The following is a 19058-nucleotide window of genomic DNA, read 5'->3' as shown; positions in this document are numbered from 1 at the left end:
GCCGACGCGCCGGCCGGTATTACTTCTGCCCGCCCGTCTGGGCCGCAAACGTCAGCTTGTCGTAGCCCGCCAGGCGCGCCGCTTCCAGCACGTTGATGACCATCTGGTGCATCGCGAACTGGTCGGCATTGACGATGATGACCGGGTCGCGCGCCGGCTGCGCCAGCGGCTGGCCGTCCGGACCGGTGGCGGCCGCGTGCTTCAGGTCTTCGGCCAGGCCGTCGACGCCGTGGAACGACACCGGCACGTTATTGACCGTGTAGTTGCCCTTGGCGTCGACCGTCACGTTGATCTCGAACGGGCGCTCGACCGCCTTTTCGGCGTCGGCGGTCGGCAGCGTGATCTGCAGTTCGGTGAACTTGCTGTAGGTGGTCGTGACCATCAGGAAGATCAGCACCACCAGCAGCACGTCGATGAAGGGGATCAGGTTGATCTCCGGATCCTCGCGCTTGCGGCCGCGTCGGAAGTCCATCATTTGCGCGCACCGTGGACGACGTCGACGAATTTCACCGCCTGCAGCTCCATGTCGATGATGAAGCTGTCCACCAGCGCGCGGAAGTGGCGGTAGAAGACCAGGGTCGGCATCGCGATCGCCAGGCCGAAGCCGGTGTTGTACAGCGCCACCGAGATCCCGTGCGCCAGCTGGGCCGGGTTGGTGCCGCTGGCGTTCTGGGCGCCGAAGATCTCGATCATGCCGACCACGGTGCCGAACAGGCCCATCAGCGGCGCCAGCGAAGCGATCGTGCCAAGGGTGGTCAGGAAGCGCTCGAGCATGTGGGCGACGCCGCGGCCCGCCTCTTCGATCGATTCCTTCATCACTTCACGCGGCGCGTCGACGTTGCGCAGGGCCGAGGCCAGCACCGCGCCCAGCGGCGAATTCTGCTGCAGCTTGTCGATGATGTCCGGGGTCACGCGGCCGCCTCGGTAGACCTGGATGACTTCATCGAGCAACTGGCGCGGCAGGATCTTTTCCCGGCGCAGATAGATCAGGCGTTCGATGATGAGTGCCAGGGCAATGATCGAGGCAATCAGCAACAGCCAGATGGGCCAGCCGGCGGCTTGAAGAATGGCGAGCAAGAGGGACTCCTGAATAGGTAAAAAATCAAGCGGGTTGAGATTGCGCAATGTAACGTGTTGCCAGCTTTGCGGCAAGTAGAGTTCTGCACACTTTCTGTGGATAAAAGTGTGTGCAAGGGTGCTTCCTATTGGAAAGGCCTTTGATTCTTAAAGGATATTTTTGCTTGCGCAAAAACACGGCAGACGCGCAGGAGGTTTCTCAACTGCAAAATTCTGGGATGTTGCCGGCATGTAGTTGCCCACAATTTCTGTGGATAAAGATGGGGTTAAACCCCCTACCCGCCGCTAAGCCATTGATTTACAGCAGGAAAATTTCAAGATTAAAAAAACGGCAGCGTTTCATCCGACTACAAACGGCCTGACCGCACCGAGCTTCTGCACAAATTTTGTGGACAAAATTGTGCGCAAGGTGCGCGGCTGTGACTATGCGCTTTGATTTATAAGGGAAAATTCCCCCTGCACATTTTTGAAGCACATTCCTGTTTCCCGATGCGGAACACACTGATCGTATCAAATAAACAAGAATTGCGGCTGAACTTTGTTATGTCGCGTGGGTATGCACATTAATTGTGGAAAACAATGTGCGCAAGCCTCTAAACTGTGGGTTAAGTCATTGATTCTGCAAGAAGATCGCCGTCATGCCTCCGTTTTAAGCAACCACGTTCGCGACGCTTCACAGGTATTGCGCCCTGCCCTGCTGGTATAGTGCGGTTCTTGCCCAGAGTATGCGGAAGGGTTACCCACAAGCTGGCGCTCATCGGTTTGATGAAAAGCTGACTGATTCCGCATTCGGCGCTTCTTCACAAATTTTGTGGAAAAGATTGTTAGCAAGGAGATTGAGCTTTACCCAAGCTGTTGAAATTGAAGGATTTTTTCTCACTGCAGCATTTTTAGGCATGTCGGCGGGGGTCATACACAGCGCTTACGCGCCGCGCTTGATGCAGGTCGCCGAGACAGCTTTGCACATTAATTGTGGAAAACAATGTGAGCAAAAGCCAGAACTGCAGGGCAAGTCCTTGATTTCCATAATAAAACACACGCTGCTTGATTTTTAAACAGATGAGCTTATCCACTTTCCCACAAATTCTGTGGATAAGATTGTGGCCAAGTACGCATGACGACACCGAAGTCTTTGATCCGTAAGGAAATTTTATTTCTGCATCGAAATCGGGCATAGTGTTTTTTTATTAAAAATCAGTGGCTTACAAAAGCTATTTGCAGTTTTACCGCAGAAGCGCGCCTCATCCGTGACGCTCCTGTTTTTGTGGACAGCTTCACACCAGCGCATTCCTATGTTCAGCTCCGACGACGCCGATCCGGCCTATGCATCGCCTCCGGTCCTCACCGTAACCAGCCTCAACCAGCAGGTCGCACGCCTGCTCGAGCGCTCCTTCCCCCTGGTCTGGATCGCCGGCGAAGTGTCGAACTTCACCCGCGCCGCTTCCGGCCACTGGTACTTCACGCTGAAGGACGACGCGGCCCAGGTGCGCGCGGTGATGTTCCGCGGCCGCGCCCAGTACGCCGGCTTCACGCCGCGCGAAGGCGACAAGGTCGAGGTGCGCGCCCTGGTCACGCTGTACGGCGCGCGCGGCGACTACCAGATCAACGTCGAGGCGATCCGCCGCGCGGGCGTCGGCGCCCTGTTCGAAGCCTTCATGCGCCTGAAGGAAAAGCTGACCCGGGAAGGCCTGTTCGACGAGGAGCGCAAGCGTCCGCTGCCGCTGTTCACGCGCGCCATCGGCATCGTCACCAGCCTGCAGGCGGCGGCGCTGCGCGACGTGCTGACCGCCCTCAGGCGGCGCGCGCCGCACGTGCGCGTGGTGCTGTATCCGGCGCCGGTGCAAGGCCAGGGCGCGGCGGACAAAATCGCCGACGCCATCCGCACCGCATCCGCGCGCGCGGAGGTCGACGTGCTGATCGTCGCGCGCGGCGGCGGCTCGATCGAAGACCTGTGGAGCTTCAACGAAGAAGTCGTCGCGCGCGCGATCGCCGATGCGCCCATGCCGGTGATCTCGGGCGTCGGCCACGAGACCGACTTCACCATCGCCGACTTCGCCGCCGACCTGCGCGCGGCCACGCCGACCGCCGCCGCCGAGCTGGCCGCGACCGCCCGCACCGACTGGCTGTCCTCGCTGCGCGCCGACGCCGGCGACCTGCAGCGCGCCATGGAACGCATCCTGGGGGACGCCGGCCAGGGACTCGACAACCTCGGCCGGCGCCTGGTCAGCCCGTCCTCGCGCATCGCCAACCAGCGCTTGAGCCTGCTCGGCATGGCCAGCACCCTGACCCACGCGGTGCGCGGCCCGCTCAACCGCAAGGGCGTGCTGCTGGCCCAGCTGCAGCAGCGCTGGGCGCGCCACCGGCCGGACCTGCGCAGCATCCGCACCCAGCTCGCATCTGACCAGCGCCACCTGGCGGCCAGCATGGCGGCGATATTGCGCCAGCGGCGCGAGCGCCTGAGCGCGCTGGCCGCCCAGCTCGAGCTGCTCAACCCGCAGCGCACGCTCGAGCGCGGCTACGCGATCGTCAGCAATGCCAAGGGCAAGGTGCTCACGTCGCCGGGTCAGATCAAGCCGCGCGACGTGCTGCTGGTGCGCCTGGCCGAAGGCAGCGCGGAGGTCAGCGTGGCGGGCGTTCAGGACCGGCTCTGATCGTTTCGTAAAGCCAGACATGCAACCTTCACGCATACGGTTTAGAATAAGCGCCGCTTAGGAAGAACCAACCCGTTTCCAACCAATCAAGGAACAAGACATGGAACACACTCTGCCGCCGCTGCCGTATGCCAAGGACGCCCTCCAGCCGACGATGTCCGCTGAGACCCTGGAGTTCCACTACGGTAAGCATCACCAGGCTTACGTCACCAACCTGAACAATCTGATCAAGGGCACCGAGTACGAGAACATGCCCCTGGAAGAGATCATCAAGAAATCGCAGGGCGGCGTGTTCAACAACTCCGCCCAGGTGTGGAACCACACCTTCTTCTGGAACTGCATGACCCCGAACGGCAGCGCGCCGACCGGCCCGGTGCTGGACGCCATCAACGCCAAGTGGGGCTCGTTCGACAAGTTCAAGGAAGAGTTCCAGAAATCGGCCGTGAGCAACTTCGGCTCGGGCTGGACCTGGCTGGTCAAGAAAACCGACGGCACCGTCGACATCGTCAACACCTCGAACGCCGGCACCCCGCTGACCACCGAGAACAAGGCCCTGCTCACCTGCGACGTCTGGGAACACGCCTACTACATCGACTACCGCAACGCCCGTCCGAAGTTCGTCGAGTCGTGGTGGAACATCGTCAACTGGGACTTCGTGAACCAGAACTTCGCGTAATCGCAAGTGACGACCAGTCACTGATCCACAGCCCGCTCTTGCGGGCTGTTCCCGTTTACAGGCTCAGAAACAGGCTCAGAAACAGGCTCAGAAACAGGCTCAGAAAGTATGCCGTATGCCCAGGTTGAAGGCGCTGTCGCCGGTGCCTGCTTCCGTATTGTTGGCGACCGTGTACCCGGCACCGTTCCTGTTGTTGATATGGGCATACGCCAGATAAAGCCCGCTGCGCTTCGACAGGCTGTACAGATACCCGATGCCCCATTCGCTTGCGTCCTGGTTGAAGTGGGTACGGTCGTCCTTGTACTGGGTCGAGAACATGAGCGTACCCGGACCGAGCGGCGCCTTCAGGCCGAGCAGCAGATCGCGGCCATCGGTAGACGCCGTCGGCGCCACGCCGCCATACGGATTGTTCGGATTGCCCAGCGGTGCGCTGTTGTAGCCCTTGTCCACTTCGAACCCCGCATAGAGCGCGAACCATTTGAACTTGTAGTTACCGCCCAGAAGGAGGTTGCGGCCGAGATCATGGTTCACCCCGGTCGCCGCCACGTCCGTGTTCCTGCTGTTGTAAATGAGGCGCAACGACAGCGGGCCTTTTGCATAGTTGATACCGCCGCCAAACTGGCGTCCCGCCGCTATTTCCGACTGCTCGCCCGCGCTGTAGAACAGGTCGACGTTCACCCCGCTCACGCTGGGCGAGGAATAGGTCACGCTGTTGCTGGCCCGGACATTGGTGCCATTGTCCGGCAACAGGTTCTTGGAAGTGCCGGCGTAACCGGTGCCGAACGGGTCGACCGCCTGGATCAGCGCCAGGTGATAAGGCGTGTACTGACGGCCCAGGGCAACCGAGCCGCCCTCCGTCTTCAGGCCAACGAAGGCCTGGCGGTTGAAGATGGTGTTGCTTGCGTCCAGTTCGCCGGTATCGATCTTGGCGCCGGTCTCGAGGGTAAAGAATGCCGACATGCCATCGCCCAGCTCTTCGCTGCCGCGAAAGCCCAGGCGCGAGGCTGACGCTGCGCCGCTGGTGACCTTGGTCATGCTGGTCTTGCCGCCGCTTTCGCCGACGATGGCGGCATCGGCGATGCCATAGATCGTCACGCTGGATTGCGCGTGAACGCCCGCTGCAGCCAGGCTGAGCGCGATCAATGCTATTTTTTTCAAGCTGTGTCTCCTTGTTGGGGCTTGGCCCGCTTCGTTATTCGTTAACGTTGTCCAGACAGGTGCCGTCTCGGGCTACCCTATCGTCCAAGTAAAAATGACTGATGTGCATCAATCGCATTTGGACCAATATATATGACCTGAGCCGCGAACGTAGTATTGGTGAGATTTATTTGACTTTTCACCTTGAGTGAATAACCGGAAAGCCGTAGTGGTGTATAAGCGGCGGCCCCGATATTCAAGGCGCCTTGCCAGAGTGCTCGCGTCCTTTCGTACGTCCGCCCGGACGATCCTCGGGCCCCTGGAACTGCTCGACGAGAAAGTCGATGAACGCGCGCGCGCGAATCGTCTGGTTGCGCTTGCTGGGATAGTAGACGAACAGGTCCGCCGTCGGCAGTTCGAACTCGGGCAAGACGATTTTCAGCCGTCCGCTGTCGAGGTACCTGGCCAAGTCCCATTCGGACCGGATCAGGATGCCGTGACCGTCCAGCGCCCAACCGAGCACGATATCGCCATCGTTACTCGACAGCATGCCGTGCACCTTGATCACTTCGCTATGGTCATGGTGCATGAAACGCCAGATGCCGTAGGCGTCGTCATTCTGGCGGTGGATGATGCAGCGGTGAGTGGCCAGGTCCGCCAGGCTGTTCGGGGTGCCGTGGCGCTCCAGGTAGCCTGGCGAAGCGCACAGGAAGCGCCGGTTCGACATGATCCTGCGCGCATTGAGCCGCTTGTCTGGCAACGCCCCGAACCGGATCGCCAGGTCGAAGCCTGTCTCGACCAGGTCGATCGGCCTGTCCGTCACCTCCATCTGGACTTCGACTTCCGGATAGCGCGCCGTGAACGCGGACACCAGCGGCGCGATCGTCGTACGCCCGAAACCCAGCGTCGCGTTGACGCGCAGCAGGCCGCGCGGCGTCGAGCGGCCCTGCGAGACCATGTCCTCCATTTCCTTGATTTCGGCGAGGATGCGCGTCGCATGCTGCAGATAGGTCTCGCCTTCGCTGGTCAGGCTGAGCGTGCGCGTGGTCCGGTTCAGCAACCGTACGCCCAACCGGCTTTCGAGCGTCGCCAAGCGCTTGGTGGCCGCCGGCGGTGTCAGGTCGATGGCCCGCGCCGCCGCCGCCAGGCTGCCGTGCTTGGCGACGAGAATAAAGAACTGCATGTCGGAAGTGGGTTCGTTCTTCACCTTAACTCATTTCATAATTGAATGCTGGCGAATTATAGGCATCATTTTGCGTCTTAATCTATGGCTTTCCGAAACTTGGTCGCATCCATGTCATGCGATTGTCCTCAGGAGCCCCCCGTGAGAATCTTAGAAATCCGTGAAAAAACCGTCCCGATCAGCTCGCCGATCCGCAACGCCTACATCGACTTCAGCAAGATGACGCTGAGCCTGGTCGCCGTGGTCACCGACGTGATCCGCGACGGCAAGCCAGTGGTTGGCTTCGGCTTCAACTCGAACGGCCGCTACGGCCAAGGGACGCTGATGCGCGAGCGCTTCATTCCGCGCATCCTCGAAGCCGATCCCGCATCGCTGGTGGACGACGCCGGCACCAACCTCGATCCGCACAAGATCTGGGCGACGATGTTCAAGAACGAAAAACCGGGTGGCCACGGCGAGCGCTCGGTAGCGATCGGCACGATCGACATGGCGATCTGGGATGCGGTCGCCAAGATCGAGGGCAAGCCGCTGTTCCAGCTACTGGCTGACCGCTACGGCAACGGCACGCCCGATCGCAAGATCTTCGTGTATGCGGCCGGCGGCTACTACTATCCCGGCCAGGACCACGAAAAGCTCAAGGACGAGATGCGCAGCTATATCGACCGCGGCTACACGGTGGTCAAGAAAAAGATCGGCGGCGCTTCGCTCGACGAAGACCTGCGCCGCATCGACAGCATCCTGTCGGTGCTGCAGGATGGCCAGAAGCTGGCGGTGGACGCCAATGGCCGTTTCGACCTCGACACCGCGATCCAGTACGCCAAGGCGCTGTCTCAATACGATCTGTTCTGGTACGAGGAACCGGGCGACCCGCTCGACTTCGAACTGCAGGCAACGCTGCGCAACTACTACAAGAACCCGATGGCGACCGGCGAAGACCTGTTCTCGATGCAGGACGCGCGCAACCTGATCCGCTACGGCGGCATGCGCGCCGACCGCGACTGGCTGCAGTTCGACTGCGCGCTGAGCTACGGCCTGGTCGAGTACCTGCGCACACTCGACATGCTGCGCGAACATGGCTGGTCGCCGAGCCGCTGCATCCCTCACGGCGGCCACCAGATGTCGCTGAACATCGCGGCCGGCCTCGGCCTGGGCGGCAACGAGTCCTATCCCGACCTGTTCCAGCCGTATGGCGGGTTCCCGGACGGCGTCAAGGTCGACAACGGCTACATCACCATGCCGGACCTGCCGGGCATCGGCTTCGAGGGCAAGGCGGACCTGTACGCCGAGATGCAGAAGCTGTCGAGCTAATCGACATCCGGCCGCAGCGCCCTGTACAAAAGAGGCGAGGCCGAGCAAATCCATCGACAGGGAAGGATCACCGCGACGGCGCCTGTCGGCACCGTCGCTGCGGCCCCATGTCGTTCAGCATAAAAAGTCGCACGAGGAGACAAGCATGCGATCCACTCTAGCCGGGAAATACCTCTCCAAACTCTACGTGCAGGTCGTGATCGCCATCATCGCCGGCATCCTGCTCGGACACTACATGCCGGACCTGGCCACCCAGGCCAAACCGCTGGGCGACCTGTTCATCAAGATGATCAAGATGCTGCTGGCGCCAATCATCTTCGCGTCGATCGTCGTTGGCGTCGCCCGTATGAACAACGTCCACGAAGCGGGACGCGTGGGCCTCAAGGCCATCCTGTACTTCGAATTCGCCTCGACCCTCGCCCTGGCCATCGGCCTGCTGATCGTCAACCTGTTCAAGCCGGGCAGCGGCATGAACATTGATCCCTCGCATATCGATGCGGGAGCCATCGCAAGCTATACGCAGAAAGCCCACCAGCACGGCGGTGCGATCGACTTCCTCATGAGCATCGTCCCGAACAGCGTCGTGGGGGCGTTCGCGAATGGCGACATGATTCCGATCATCTTTTTCTCGGTATTGCTGGCCGTCGCCCTGGCGCGCCTGGGCAAGCCGGTCGAGCCGTTCGTCGACATGCTCGACATGTTCCTGCAGGGGATGTTCGGTGTCGTGCGTATCGCGATGTATGTTGCCCCGATCGGCGCCTTCGGCGGTGTCGCGTTCACGGTCGGAAAATATGGTATCGGTACGCTGGCCTCGTACGGCGAGCTGATCCTCTGCCTCTACCTGACCTCGGCCATCTTCGTGTTCGTGGTGCTCGGTATCGTGATGCGCCTGTGCGGGCTGTCGCTGCTTCAGTTCCTTCGCTATATCAAGGACGAACTCCTGGTCACTTTCGGCACGGCGTCGACCGAATCGGTGCTGCCGCAAATGCTGGTCAAGCTCGAGAACATGGGCATTCCGAAACCCGTGGTCGGCCTGGTGCTGCCGACAGGCTATGCGTTCAACGCCGACGGCACGGCGATCTACCTGACCATGGCGGCGATCTTCATTTCCCAGGCCATGAACATCGACCTGTCGCTGTGGGACCAGCTGATCCTGCTCGGCGTATTGCTGTTCACGTCCAAGGGATCGGCGGGCGTCGCGGGTGCCGGTTTCGTCGCCCTGGCCGCCACGCTGGCGTCGATGCACAAGATCCCGGTGGCGGGACTGGTGCTGCTGTTGGGGGTCGACCGCTTCCTGAACGAGTCGCGGGCCATCGTCAACCTGATCGGCAATGGCGTCGCCACCGTCGTGGTCGCGCGCTGGGAGAAGGTGCTCGACCTCCGGCAGGCAAGAGCCGTGCTCGAGCGCGGGTCGGCACTGCCTGTCGACGCCCCGAAAGACAACCCTGCCGAAGCCCCGGCCAAGTCCGCCGCTTCGCTGGGCAATTAGCAGTCTCGAGCGCCATGCCGATCCACCCACCATCGACGAGAAGACCATCATGACGACCGAAGCCTCCGTGCTGCGCCAGGCAGCACTCGACTACCACGAGTTCCCCAGGCCGGGCAAGCTGACCACCGTCCCGACCAAGCAGATGCTCAATCAGCGCGACCTGTCGCTGGCGTATTCCCCGGGCGTCGCCTTTCCGTGCGAAGAGATCGTCGCCAATCCTTTGAGCGCGGCACGCTTCACGGCGCGCGGCAACCTGGTCGGCGTGATTTCGAACGGCACGGCGGTGCTGGGCCTGGGCGACATCGGACCGCTGGCCTCCAAGCCCGTCATGGAGGGGAAAGCCGTACTGTTCAAGAAATTCGCCGGCATCGACGTTTTCGATATCGAGATCGACGAGAAGGATCCGCACAAGCTGGTCGAGATCATCGCCGCGCTCGAGCCGACGTTCGGCGGCATCAACCTCGAAGACATCAAGGCGCCAGACTGCTTTACCGTCGAACGCGAATGCCGGGCGCGCATGAGGATCCCGGTATTCCATGACGACCAGCACGGCACGGCCATCGTCGTCGCCGCGGCGATCACCAATGGGCTGAAGGTGGTCGGCAAGCGGATCGAGGACGTGAATCTGGTCGCGTCCGGCGCCGGCGCCGCCGCCCTGGCCTGCCTCGACTTGCTGGTCGATCTCGGCATGAGGCTCGACAACATCTTCGTGACCGATCTGGCAGGCGTGGTGTACCAGGGCCGGACCGAGCTGATGGATACGAACAAGGCCCGTTATGCGCGCCAGACGAGCGCCCGCACCCTCGGCGAAGTGATCGAAGGCGCCGACATTTTCCTCGGGCTGTCCGCTGGGAACGTGCTCAAGCCGGACATGGTCAAGCGCATGGGAAGCCGGCCGCTGATCATGGCCCTGGCCAATCCCACGCCGGAAATCCTGCCGGAGGCGGCGCTGGAAGCACGGCCCGACGCCATCCTCGCAACAGGGCGCGCCGACTACCCGAACCAGGTCAACAATGTCCTGTGCTTCCCCTATATCTTCCGCGGCGCGCTGGACGCCGGCGCGACCACGATCACGCGCGAAATGGAAATCGCAGCGGTGAATGCGATCGCCGACCTGGCGCGCCAGGAACAAAGCGACATCGTGGCGACTGCCTACGGCACCGGCGACCTGTCGTTCGGTCCGAACTACCTGATCCCGACACCTTTCGATCCACGCCTGATCGTCGAGATCGCGCCTGCGGTTGCGCAGGCCGCGATGGAAAGCGGCGTCGCGACGCGACCGATCGACGACCTCGAGGCTTACGCACAGCACCTGCAACAGTTCGTGTATCACAGCGGCAGCATGATGCGGCCGGTATTCGAGGCGGCGCGCGCCACCAGCGCCGATGAAAAGCGCATCGTCTTCGCCGAGGGCGAGGACGAGCGGGTGCTGCGCGCTGTGCAGATCGTGGTCGACGAGCGCATCGCGCAACCGATCCTGGTCGGCCGCTCGGCGGTCATCGAGGAGCGCATCGCCAGGCTCGGCCTGCGCATGGCGAAAGACCGCGACTTCACGATCGTCGATACCGACCGCGATCCGCGCTACCGCGATTACTGGACGACCTATCATGATCTGATGTGCCGGCGCGGCATCACCGAGCAGATGGCCCGGCTCGAGATGCGCCGCCGCACGACCCTGATCGGGGCGATGCTGGTGCGTAAAGGCGAAGCGGATGGCATGCTATGCGGAATGATCAGCACCACCCATCGCCACCTGCATTTCATCGACCAGGTCATCGGCAAGAAGGAAAGCTCGACCGTCTACGCGGCCATGAACGCGCTGATCCTGCCGGGCCGGCAGATCTTCATCGCGGACACGCACGTCAACGTCGACCCGAGCGCCGCGCAACTGGCCGAGATCGCCCTGCTGGCGGCCGAGGAAGTCCGGCGCTTCGGCATCGTTCCCAAGGTCGCGCTGCTGTCGCACTCGAATTTCGGCACGAGCGATGCGCTTTCCGCCCGCAAGATGCGCGAAGCGCTGTCTATCCTGCGCGCCCGCGCGCCTGAGCTCGAACTGGACGGCGAGATGCACGGCGACGTCGCGCTCGACGCGGCGCTGCGGCGCAAGTACCTGCCGGCGTCCACGCTCGAAGGCGATGCGAACCTGCTGATCCTTCCCGACATCGACTCGGCGAACATTTCCTACAACCTGTTGAAGGTCGCGGCGGGCAACAATGTGGCCATCGGTCCGATCCTGCTGGGTGCGGCCGAGCCGGTACAGGTGCTGACGCCATCGGCAACGGTGCGCCGGATCGTCAACATGACCGCCGTGCTGGTCGGCGACATCGCGAGCAGCCAGCGCAACCCGCCCGGGTGAGATGCCAGGCTGAACCGGCAGGGCGCGGGCAATGCGCCGCCCTGCGCCGTCGCTTCAGGCCCCGTCCCGGTATCTAAAAGCGTCGACGAACGCCGCAAACGCCGGCGAGGCCTGGCGCCGGTTCGGGTAATACAAGTGAAAGCCCTCGAAGTACGGGCACCAGTCCGCCAGCACTTCCACCAAGCGCCCATCCGCCAGGTAAGGCGCAGCCAGCTGCTGCGGCACATACGCCAGCCCGATCCCGTCGACGGCGCTGTTGAGCATATGCACGACACTGTTGAACACCAGCTGCCCTTCGGTCTTCACACTGAAGGCATGGCCATCCTTCTCGAATTCCCAGGCGTAGATCGCGCCCGCCGGCCGGTGCCGGATATTCACGCAACGGTGGCGCGTCAGCTCCTGCGGCGTCTGCGGCGCCGGATTGCGCGCGAAGTAGTCTGGCGAACCCACCACCGCGAGGCGCCAGTCCGGACTGATGCGCACGGCGATCATGTCCTTGCTGATCGCCTCCCCCAGGCGGATGCCGGCGTCGAAGCGCTCTTCGACGACGTTGGTAAAGCCGTAGTCCACCATGAACTCCAGCGTCACGTCGGGGTAGTCGGCCAGGAATTGCGCCAGCCTGGGCCGCAGGTACAGCTCGATGGCATCGTCGGTACAGGTGATGCGAATCGTGCCGGCCGGCTTGTCGCGCAATTCGCCGAGCGCCTCGACCTCAAGGCCGATCTGGTCGAACAGCGGCGCGAGCGAACGCAGCAGACGCTCACCGGCTTCGGTCGGCGCCACGTTGCGCGTCGTGCGCGACAGCAGGCGCAAACCCAGCCGCGCCTCGAGCGCACGCATCGTGTGGCTCAGAGCCGAGGGTGTGACGCCGATCTGGACGGCAGCCTTGGTGAAGCTCCGCGCACGCGCCACCGCGACGAAAGCTTGCAGATCATCTATCTTGGCAATTTTAGCAATGCTCATTGCTGAAATTTTCTCACAAGCGCATCCAGATTGCTCGCACTTATCATGGTGGTCCGGGTCCGGGACAATGCCTGTCATGACCATCCAATCTCCCGACCTTCCCGCCCGCCACGCAAGCGCCACCGCAGCACCCGCCCACTGGAGCGCCGTGTTCGCGATGACGCTGTGCGTGTTTGCCCTGATCGCCTCCGAATTCATGCCCGTCAGCCTGCTCACGCCGCTGGCTGCGGACCTGCACGTCAGCGAAGGGCTGGCCGGCTACGGCATCGCCATCTCCGGCGCGCTTGCCGTGCTGACCAGCCTGTCGATTCCGGCGCTGGCCGGTACGCTCGACCGCAAGACCTTGTTGCTGGGGCTGACCGCGCTGATGTGCTTCTCCGGCCTGGTCATCGGCGCGGCGCACAGCTATGCCATGTACCTGGTCGGGCGCGCGCTGATCGGCGTCGTGGTCGGCGGGTTCTGGTCGATGTCGGCGGCGGTGGCGATGCGCCTGGTGCCACCGGCTAGCGTGCCGAAGGCACTGGCCATCTTCAACGGCGGCAATGCGCTGGCGACCATCGTGGCGGCGCCGCTGGGCAGCTACCTCGGCGGCATCATCGGCTGGCGTGGCGCCTTTTATTGCCTGGCGCCGGTGGCGCTGGCCGCGCTGGCCTGGCAGTGGATCAGCATGCCGCCACTGCGCGCAAATGTCTCGACGACGGCGCGGCCAACAGGCTCGGGCAACGTGCTCGCGCTGCTCCGGCGGCCGGTGGTCCGCTTGGGCATGCTGGCGGTCGGGCTGTTCTTCATGGGCCAGTTTGTGCTGTTCACCTACGTCCGGCCCTTCCTGGAAACCGTCATCGGCGTCGACCTGCGCACCTTGTCGACGATCCTGCTGGTGCTCGGCATCGCCGGCTTCGTCGGCACGGTGGGCGTCGGCCGCTTTCTGCGGGACGGGCCGTACCGCACGCTGACCGTGATTCCGGTGCTGATGGCGGCGATCGCACTGTGCCTGGTCGGCTTTGGCGGGCAGGCTGGCGTCGCCGGAGGACTGCTGGCGCTGTGGGGCCTGGTGGCAACGGCGGCGCCGGTCGGCTGGTGGTCCTGGCTGGCGCGCACGCTGCCCGACGATGCCGAAGCCGGCGGCGGGCTGATGGTGGCCGTGGTCCAGCTCTCGATCGCGCTCGGCTCGACCCTGGGCGGCGTACTGTTCGACGGCAGCGGCTACCGCGCCACCTTCGCGGCGAGCGCCGCGATCCTGCTGGCGGCGGCCGCCCTCACCGCCCTCACCGCGTACGCCGCACGCGCACCGGCGCGCTGACGCGCACGCCCCCGCGCCCCCGCGCGTGCCCGCGCGAGCGCCGATTTCGCACCGGTTCGCCCCGGTCCGGCGTATCATCCCCGGATGCCGGCCACGTAAAGGTGGTGTCCGCTCGAAAGGTCGTGCATAATATAGCGCCGTCTTATGTCTTATAGAAGACTTGGCACCAGGACAACAGTACCCGAACCCTTCGCGAACACCGAGGAAAAGCGCATGAGCAGTGATCAGACCATCATCTACACCTTAACCGACGAGGCGCCGCTGCTGGCGACCCACGCCTTCCTGCCCGTCATCAGCACGTTTGCCAAGCCGGCCGGCATCACCATCGAAGAGAGCGACATTTCGGTCGCCGCGCGTATCCTCGCGAACTTCGCGGACCGCCTGAGCCCGGAGCAGCGTGTGCCGGACACCCTGGCCGACCTCGGCAAGCTGACCCTGACCCCGGAAGCCAACATCATCAAGCTGCCGAACATCTCGGCCTCGGTGGGCCAGCTGCAGGCGGCGATCAAGGAACTGCAGGGCAAGGGCTACAACCTGCCCGACTACCCGGCCGACCCGAAGACCGACGAAGAAAAAGACATCAAGGCGCGCTACGGCAAGTGCATCGGCTCGTCCGTGAACCCGGTCCTGCGCGAAGGTAACTCCGACCGCCGCGCGCCGAAGGCCGTCAAGGAATACGCCCGCAAGAACCCGCACTCGATGGGCGAATGGTCGCCGGCCTCGCGCACCCACGTGTCGCACATGACCAGCGGCGACTTCTACCACGGCGAGAAGTCGATGACGCTGGACAAGGCGCGCGACGTCCGCATGGAACTGGTCGCCAAGAGCGGTCAGACCGTCGTGCTCAAGCAGAAAGTGGCGCTGAAGGACGGCGAGATCATCGATTCGATGTTCATGAGCCGCAAGGCCCTGATCGCCTTCTACGAGAAGGAGATCGAAGACGCCAAGAAGACCGGCATGATGTTCTCGCTGCACGTCAAGGCAACCATGATGAAGGTCTCGCACCCGATCGTGTTCGGCCACGCCGTGCGCACCTTCTACAAGGAAGCCTTCGCCAAGCACCAGGACGTGCTGGACAGCCTGGGCGTGAACGTCAACAACGGCATGGCCGATCTGTACAACAAGATCGAGAAGCTGCCGGAATCGCAGCGCGAAGAAATCATCCGCGACATCCACGCCTGCCAGGAACACCAGCCCGAGCTGGCCATGGTCGACTCGGCCAAGGGCATCACCAACTTCCACTCGCCGAACGACGTGATCGTCGACGCGTCGATGCCGGCCATGATCCGCGCCGGCGGCAAGATGTACGGCGCCGATGGCCGCCTGAAGGAAGTCAAGGCCGTGCTGCCGGAATCGACCTTCGCCCGCATCTATCAGGAGATCATCAACTTCTGCAAATGGCATGGCGCGTTCGATCCGCGCACCATGGGCACCGTGCCGAACGTCGGCCTGATGGCCCAGCAGGCCGAGGAATACGGCTCGCACGACAAGACCTTCGAGATCGCCGAAGACGGCGTCGCCAACATCGTCGACATCGCCACCGGCGAAGTCCTGATGAGCCAGGACGTCGAACAGGGCGACATCTGGCGCATGTGCCAGACCAAGGACGCGGCGATCCGCGACTGGGTCAAGCTGGCCGTCACGCGCGCGCGCAACTCGGGCATGACCGCGGTGTTCTGGCTGGACGCCTACCGTCCGCACGAAGCCGAGCTGATCAAGAAGGTCCAGACCTACCTGAAGGATTACGACACCACCGGCCTGGACATCCAGATCATGTCGCAGGTGCGTGCGATGCGCTTCACGCTGGAGCGCGTGTGGCGCGGCATCGACACCATCTCGGTGACCGGCAACATCCTGCGCGACTACCTGACCGACCTGTTCCCGATCCTGGAACTGGGCACCAGCGCCAAGATGCTGTCGATCGTCCCGCTGATGGCCGGCGGCGGCATGTACGAGACCGGCGCGGGTGGTTCGGCGCCGAAGCACGTGCAGCAGCTGACCGAAGAAAACCACCTGCGCTGGGATTCGCTGGGCGAATTCCTGGCGCTGGCGGTGAGCTTCGAAGACCTCGGCATCAAGACCGGCAACGCCAAGGCCAAGATCCTGGCCAAGACGCTCGACGCCGCCACCGGCAAGCTGCTGGACAACCGCAAGTCGCCGTCGCCGAAGACCGGCGAGCTCGACAACCGCGGCAGCCAGTTCTACCTGTCGATGTACTGGGCCCAGGAACTGGCCGCGCAAACCGAAGACGCCGAACTGGCCGCCTTCTTCGCGCCGTTGGCCAAGAACCTGGCCGAGAACGAGCAGAAGATCGTCGCCGAACTCCTGGCGGTGCAAGGCCAGCCGGCCGACATCGGCGGCTACTACAAGCCGGACACCGCCAAGGTGCAAGCCGTGATGCGTCCGAGCGCGACCTTCAACGCTGCGCTGGCGTCGGTCAAGGGCTGATCGGCGTAATTTGATGGGCCGGCGTCCCGCCGGCCAGCACGACCCGACGGCGGGTCCGGATCGCATCCGGGCTCGCCGTTTTCTTTTGTGTCAGCGGGCACGTTGCTCTCACGGCAAGCGAAGGTCGCGCGAAAACGTCTTGGATCATTACGATTGCCGCCAAACAAAATCTTCGAGCAGTTCAGTTGCTTCTTGGGCATACTAAGCGCGACAGCACCGTGAACTAAAGTTCGGCTTTTCCCTGTTCAAAGGGAGAGTAAGTGCTTGCCGAGCTTCGCAACGCTGTCGACGAGTTTCGACACGACTACGACATTGGGGAAGATGGAATGGCACTTGACGCGCCCGCGCCGCGACTTGGGTTGCAGAATACTGGAAAAGTTTCAGGAACAACGCCGTCGCCTTCTTGTTCGGCGGAACATGCCGACATCTCGACTGAAATCGTCCTCGACATACTGGGCCGCTATCGGGTGGCGCTCGATACGCAGAGTTTTCCGGCAACGCTGTATGCCGAGTCGCTGATGTACATGCTCTACTGGTTCCATCGGCTGCGTGACCCGATTCGCAAGAATCGTATCGAAGTCGACATCGCCAGATATCTGAACATCGAGCCTCGATCCGCGGTGATCGCTGCACTGCTCTCCGATCAAGCGCTCAAGACGCGAGCAAAGGACCATATTGAACAGGGCACCCTCGTTCGCAGGACCGTCGACGTACTTGTCATGCGCGAAGGGCCGAGCGAAAAGGAATTTCTGATCCTGGACCGGACCTTTTTCCCAACAGGCATGGCGCTGCCGGGCGGCTTGCTCCAGGACGAAGACGAGCTGAACGACATCGGAATTCCTGGCAACATTTTTGCCGCGCTAAGGATTACCGCATCAAAGGTCCTGCGAGCAGCCACCATCCGTTATGGAATCTCGGAACGCAAGGGACGAAAATACTATTTTTCCGCCACCGAGACTGGCCAGGAAGCCCGCGTCTACATGGACAGGACCATATCGAACGGGTTTCGCGATCATCTCAGGGACATTACCGCCCCATCGGATCCACGCCATATCGTCGACACAATCGGCTTCCTGGTCGAAATCCCGGATACGGATGGGGTTCAGGGCCGATGGATCGCCCAGAGCCTGGTTACCACGCCCGACACGAAACAAGGCACATTCGCTTTTCGACATCACAAGCAGATTGTTGCCGCGCTCCTGGCAAAGAATTTCACGAAGACCGAAGGCGTTTCTCATCACGAATGGATCCGCAAAACGGTAACGAGTCCGCTGGACGTGTACCGTGGCATCAGGGCGCGGTTCCGCCGGAATAACGACAGGCCGGACACGCCGGTCATCGAACTCTTGCCGGTCGTCGACTACGTCCGCAGCCAGATGATGTCCCCGACGATCGATGAAAGTTGCCGCGGCAATGCGGCACTCGAGATCCTGCGCAACCAGGTGCTGCACAAGCTTCATCATGTCACGATCGAGAATGGACCGATGTGCCCGTATGCGCCGACCTTGCGCGTCTTGTTCGAAGCTGTCGCCTTCTTCGACGTGGTATGGCGCACCAGAAAACACCTGAGCACTCACTTTCAGAGGCATTACTGGTACCGCTACGAAAGCCTGATGGGTCGGATACCGGAAGCCATCATCATTCCGACCTTCGATAACATCTCTGCGACCGACCTCCTTAAGGTCCGGGGCACCGGCCTCTACCTGGTCGGCGTGTCGACCGACCCCGTGTATGTCGATGAGTTCTGGCAATCGCCGCTTGAATTTCTCATCCATGACCTGAACCACGCATGGAAGATGCTCGATATGGATGACAGATTCTTGCAAGCCCATCCAGACATGAGCAGGCACGAATTCATGGGGACGTCCAACCGCTTCATCCACGACTATCTGGCGACGATCGCCGTTCAAAAATCCGATACCGAGTTGCAGAAAGAAATCAAGAAACTCAAGAAGATTCTGCTGTTCGAAGTCGGCCACGAAGATGGGCGGCCGCTACTGCCAGCCATCATCGCCGAGACGCTGCTGGAAGCCGAGGGCTACGAGTTCCCGGACAATGTCGTTCGCTACGATGACGAGGAAGGCCCGGCCTATCTGGAGCGACGCATCATAAGTGGCATTACTGCGCTTTCCTATGTGCGGCACAAATTGCAGCACGGCTTCTTCGACCAGACCGACTCGCAGAATATTCAGATCGTCAGCCCCAAATTCCGCTCGGTCGGATGGATCGTGACAGCGGCTGTTGAATTGCTGGAGGAAATGCAGGCAGCGATCCCGCCAGAAATTCAGGCCGAGGGCTTGACGGCGTACCTGACGCGGCAAGCGTGTTCGAGGGGCCCTGCAATCCTTCATGCGCCCGAAAACCTGGATCCGGTGATTGAGAAGTATGGCGATGGAACAATGCTCGACACCAGCAACAAAGTTGCCATCGATGGGTGTTAGCGGGGAACATTGAACAATTCAATCAGCGA

The 19058-nt window shown here is 62.2% G+C and carries 14 protein-coding genes; 9 read left to right on the top strand and 5 right to left on the bottom strand.

Going from position 1 to position 19058, the window contains the following annotated elements:
• Window positions 1-19: 19 nt before the first annotated feature.
• The gene (locus FA90_RS01645; RefSeq protein WP_036165237.1) at window positions 20-472 is read right to left on the bottom strand and encodes a biopolymer transporter ExbD; all 453 of its coding nucleotides are present in this window, start codon (window positions 470-472) and stop codon (window positions 20-22) included.
• Window positions 472-1077, bottom strand: a complete 606-nt coding sequence (locus tag FA90_RS01640) for a MotA/TolQ/ExbB proton channel family protein (protein ID WP_036165234.1) — start codon at window positions 1075-1077, stop codon at window positions 472-474. The genes FA90_RS01645 and FA90_RS01640 overlap by 1 nt, the downstream gene beginning before the upstream one ends.
• A 725-nt stretch (window positions 1078-1802) precedes the next feature.
• On the opposite strand from FA90_RS01640, the gene FA90_RS26125 reads away from it, so the two are divergent.
• The 3 genes from FA90_RS26125 (at window position 1803) to FA90_RS01630 (ending at window position 4404) form a co-directional block, all read left to right on the top strand.
• The gene (locus FA90_RS26125; protein WP_156116546.1) at window positions 1803-2132 is read left to right on the top strand and encodes a hypothetical protein; all 330 of its coding nucleotides are present in this window, start codon (window positions 1803-1805) and stop codon (window positions 2130-2132) included.
• Window positions 2133-2369: 237 nt separating this feature from the next.
• Window positions 2370-3728, top strand: a complete 1359-nt coding sequence (xseA, locus tag FA90_RS01635) for an exodeoxyribonuclease VII large subunit (protein ID WP_036165231.1) — start codon at window positions 2370-2372, stop codon at window positions 3726-3728.
• A 100-nt stretch (window positions 3729-3828) separates the two neighbouring features.
• Window positions 3829-4404: a superoxide dismutase gene (locus FA90_RS01630; protein ID WP_036165228.1), complete on the top strand. Its 576-nt coding sequence runs from the start codon at window positions 3829-3831 to the stop codon at window positions 4402-4404.
• 99 nt (window positions 4405-4503) lie between these two features.
• On the opposite strand, the gene FA90_RS01625 is transcribed toward FA90_RS01630, so the two are convergent.
• Both FA90_RS01625 and FA90_RS01620 read right to left on the bottom strand, forming a co-directional pair.
• Window positions 4504-5547 (bottom strand): porin, encoded by a 1044-nt coding sequence (locus FA90_RS01625; protein ID WP_239700484.1) that lies wholly within the window; start codon window positions 5545-5547, stop codon window positions 4504-4506.
• 250 nt (window positions 5548-5797) lie between these two features.
• On the bottom strand, window positions 5798-6724 hold the full coding sequence (locus FA90_RS01620; protein ID WP_373994627.1) for a LysR family transcriptional regulator: 927 nt from the start codon (window positions 6722-6724) through the stop codon (window positions 5798-5800).
• A 141-nt stretch (window positions 6725-6865) separates the two neighbouring features.
• Here FA90_RS01620 and FA90_RS01615 point away from each other — a divergent pair, with 141 nt between their 5' ends.
• From FA90_RS01615 to FA90_RS01605, 3 genes are all read left to right on the top strand, one after another.
• Window positions 6866-8032, top strand: coding sequence for a mandelate racemase/muconate lactonizing enzyme family protein (locus FA90_RS01615; RefSeq protein ID WP_036165222.1), 1167 nt, complete (start codon window positions 6866-6868; stop codon window positions 8030-8032).
• 145 nt (window positions 8033-8177) lie between these two features.
• Window positions 8178-9521 carry a C4-dicarboxylate transporter DctA gene (dctA, locus tag FA90_RS01610; protein ID WP_036165219.1) on the top strand — a complete coding sequence of 448 codons (1344 nt, stop codon included), beginning with the start codon at window positions 8178-8180 and terminating at the stop codon, window positions 9519-9521.
• A 49-nt stretch (window positions 9522-9570) separates the two neighbouring features.
• The gene (locus FA90_RS01605) at window positions 9571-11877 is read left to right on the top strand and encodes an NADP-dependent malic enzyme (protein WP_036165217.1); all 2307 of its coding nucleotides are present in this window, start codon (window positions 9571-9573) and stop codon (window positions 11875-11877) included.
• A gap of 54 nt (window positions 11878-11931) precedes the next feature.
• Here the strand turns inward: FA90_RS01605 and FA90_RS01600 are convergent, their stop codons facing one another.
• Window positions 11932-12840: a LysR family transcriptional regulator gene (locus FA90_RS01600; RefSeq protein ID WP_036165214.1), complete on the bottom strand. Its 909-nt coding sequence runs from the start codon at window positions 12838-12840 to the stop codon at window positions 11932-11934.
• 76 nt (window positions 12841-12916) lie between these two features.
• Here FA90_RS01600 and FA90_RS01595 point away from each other — a divergent pair, with 76 nt between their 5' ends.
• The 3 genes from FA90_RS01595 to FA90_RS01585 all read left to right on the top strand — a co-directional run bounded on the left by FA90_RS01595 (window position 12917) and on the right by FA90_RS01585 (window position 19029).
• Entirely contained in the window at window positions 12917-14140 is a 1224-nt protein-coding gene (locus FA90_RS01595; RefSeq protein WP_051971314.1) for an MFS transporter, read from the top strand.
• 213 nt (window positions 14141-14353) lie between these two features.
• Window positions 14354-16588 (top strand): NADP-dependent isocitrate dehydrogenase, encoded by a 2235-nt coding sequence (locus tag FA90_RS01590; protein ID WP_036165209.1) that lies wholly within the window; start codon window positions 14354-14356, stop codon window positions 16586-16588.
• 260 nt (window positions 16589-16848) lie between these two features.
• Entirely contained in the window at window positions 16849-19029 is a 2181-nt protein-coding gene (locus FA90_RS01585) for a hypothetical protein (protein WP_156116545.1), read from the top strand.
• Window positions 19030-19058 lie beyond the last annotated feature (29 nt).

The organism is Massilia sp. 9096, assembly GCF_000745265.1.
Lineage (GTDB): Bacteria > Pseudomonadota > Gammaproteobacteria > Burkholderiales > Burkholderiaceae_D > Telluria.
This window is presented reverse-complemented; position numbering and strand designations above follow the sequence as displayed.

Bases quoted from the DNA above. Each gene is read 5' to 3' on its own strand.
- FA90_RS01645 (WP_036165237.1), bottom strand. From the start codon at position 472: ATGGACTTCCGACGCGGCCGCAAGCGCGAGGATCCGGAGATCAACCTG.
- FA90_RS26125 (WP_156116546.1), top strand. From the start codon at position 1,803: ATGCGGAAGGGTTACCCACAAGCTGGCGCTCATCGGTTTGATGAAAAG.
- xseA (WP_036165231.1), top strand. From the start codon at position 2,370: ATGTTCAGCTCCGACGACGCCGATCCGGCCTATGCATCGCCTCCGGTC.
- FA90_RS01630 (WP_036165228.1), top strand. From the start codon at position 3,829: ATGGAACACACTCTGCCGCCGCTGCCGTATGCCAAGGACGCCCTCCAG.
- FA90_RS01620 (WP_373994627.1), bottom strand. From the start codon at position 6,724: ATGCAGTTCTTTATTCTCGTCGCCAAGCACGGCAGCCTGGCGGCGGCG.
- dctA (WP_036165219.1), top strand. From the start codon at position 8,178: ATGCGATCCACTCTAGCCGGGAAATACCTCTCCAAACTCTACGTGCAG.
- FA90_RS01605 (WP_036165217.1), top strand. From the start codon at position 9,571: ATGACGACCGAAGCCTCCGTGCTGCGCCAGGCAGCACTCGACTACCAC.
- FA90_RS01600 (WP_036165214.1), bottom strand. From the start codon at position 12,840: ATGAGCATTGCTAAAATTGCCAAGATAGATGATCTGCAAGCTTTCGTC.
- FA90_RS01595 (WP_051971314.1), top strand. From the start codon at position 12,917: ATGACCATCCAATCTCCCGACCTTCCCGCCCGCCACGCAAGCGCCACC.
- FA90_RS01590 (WP_036165209.1), top strand. From the start codon at position 14,354: ATGAGCAGTGATCAGACCATCATCTACACCTTAACCGACGAGGCGCCG.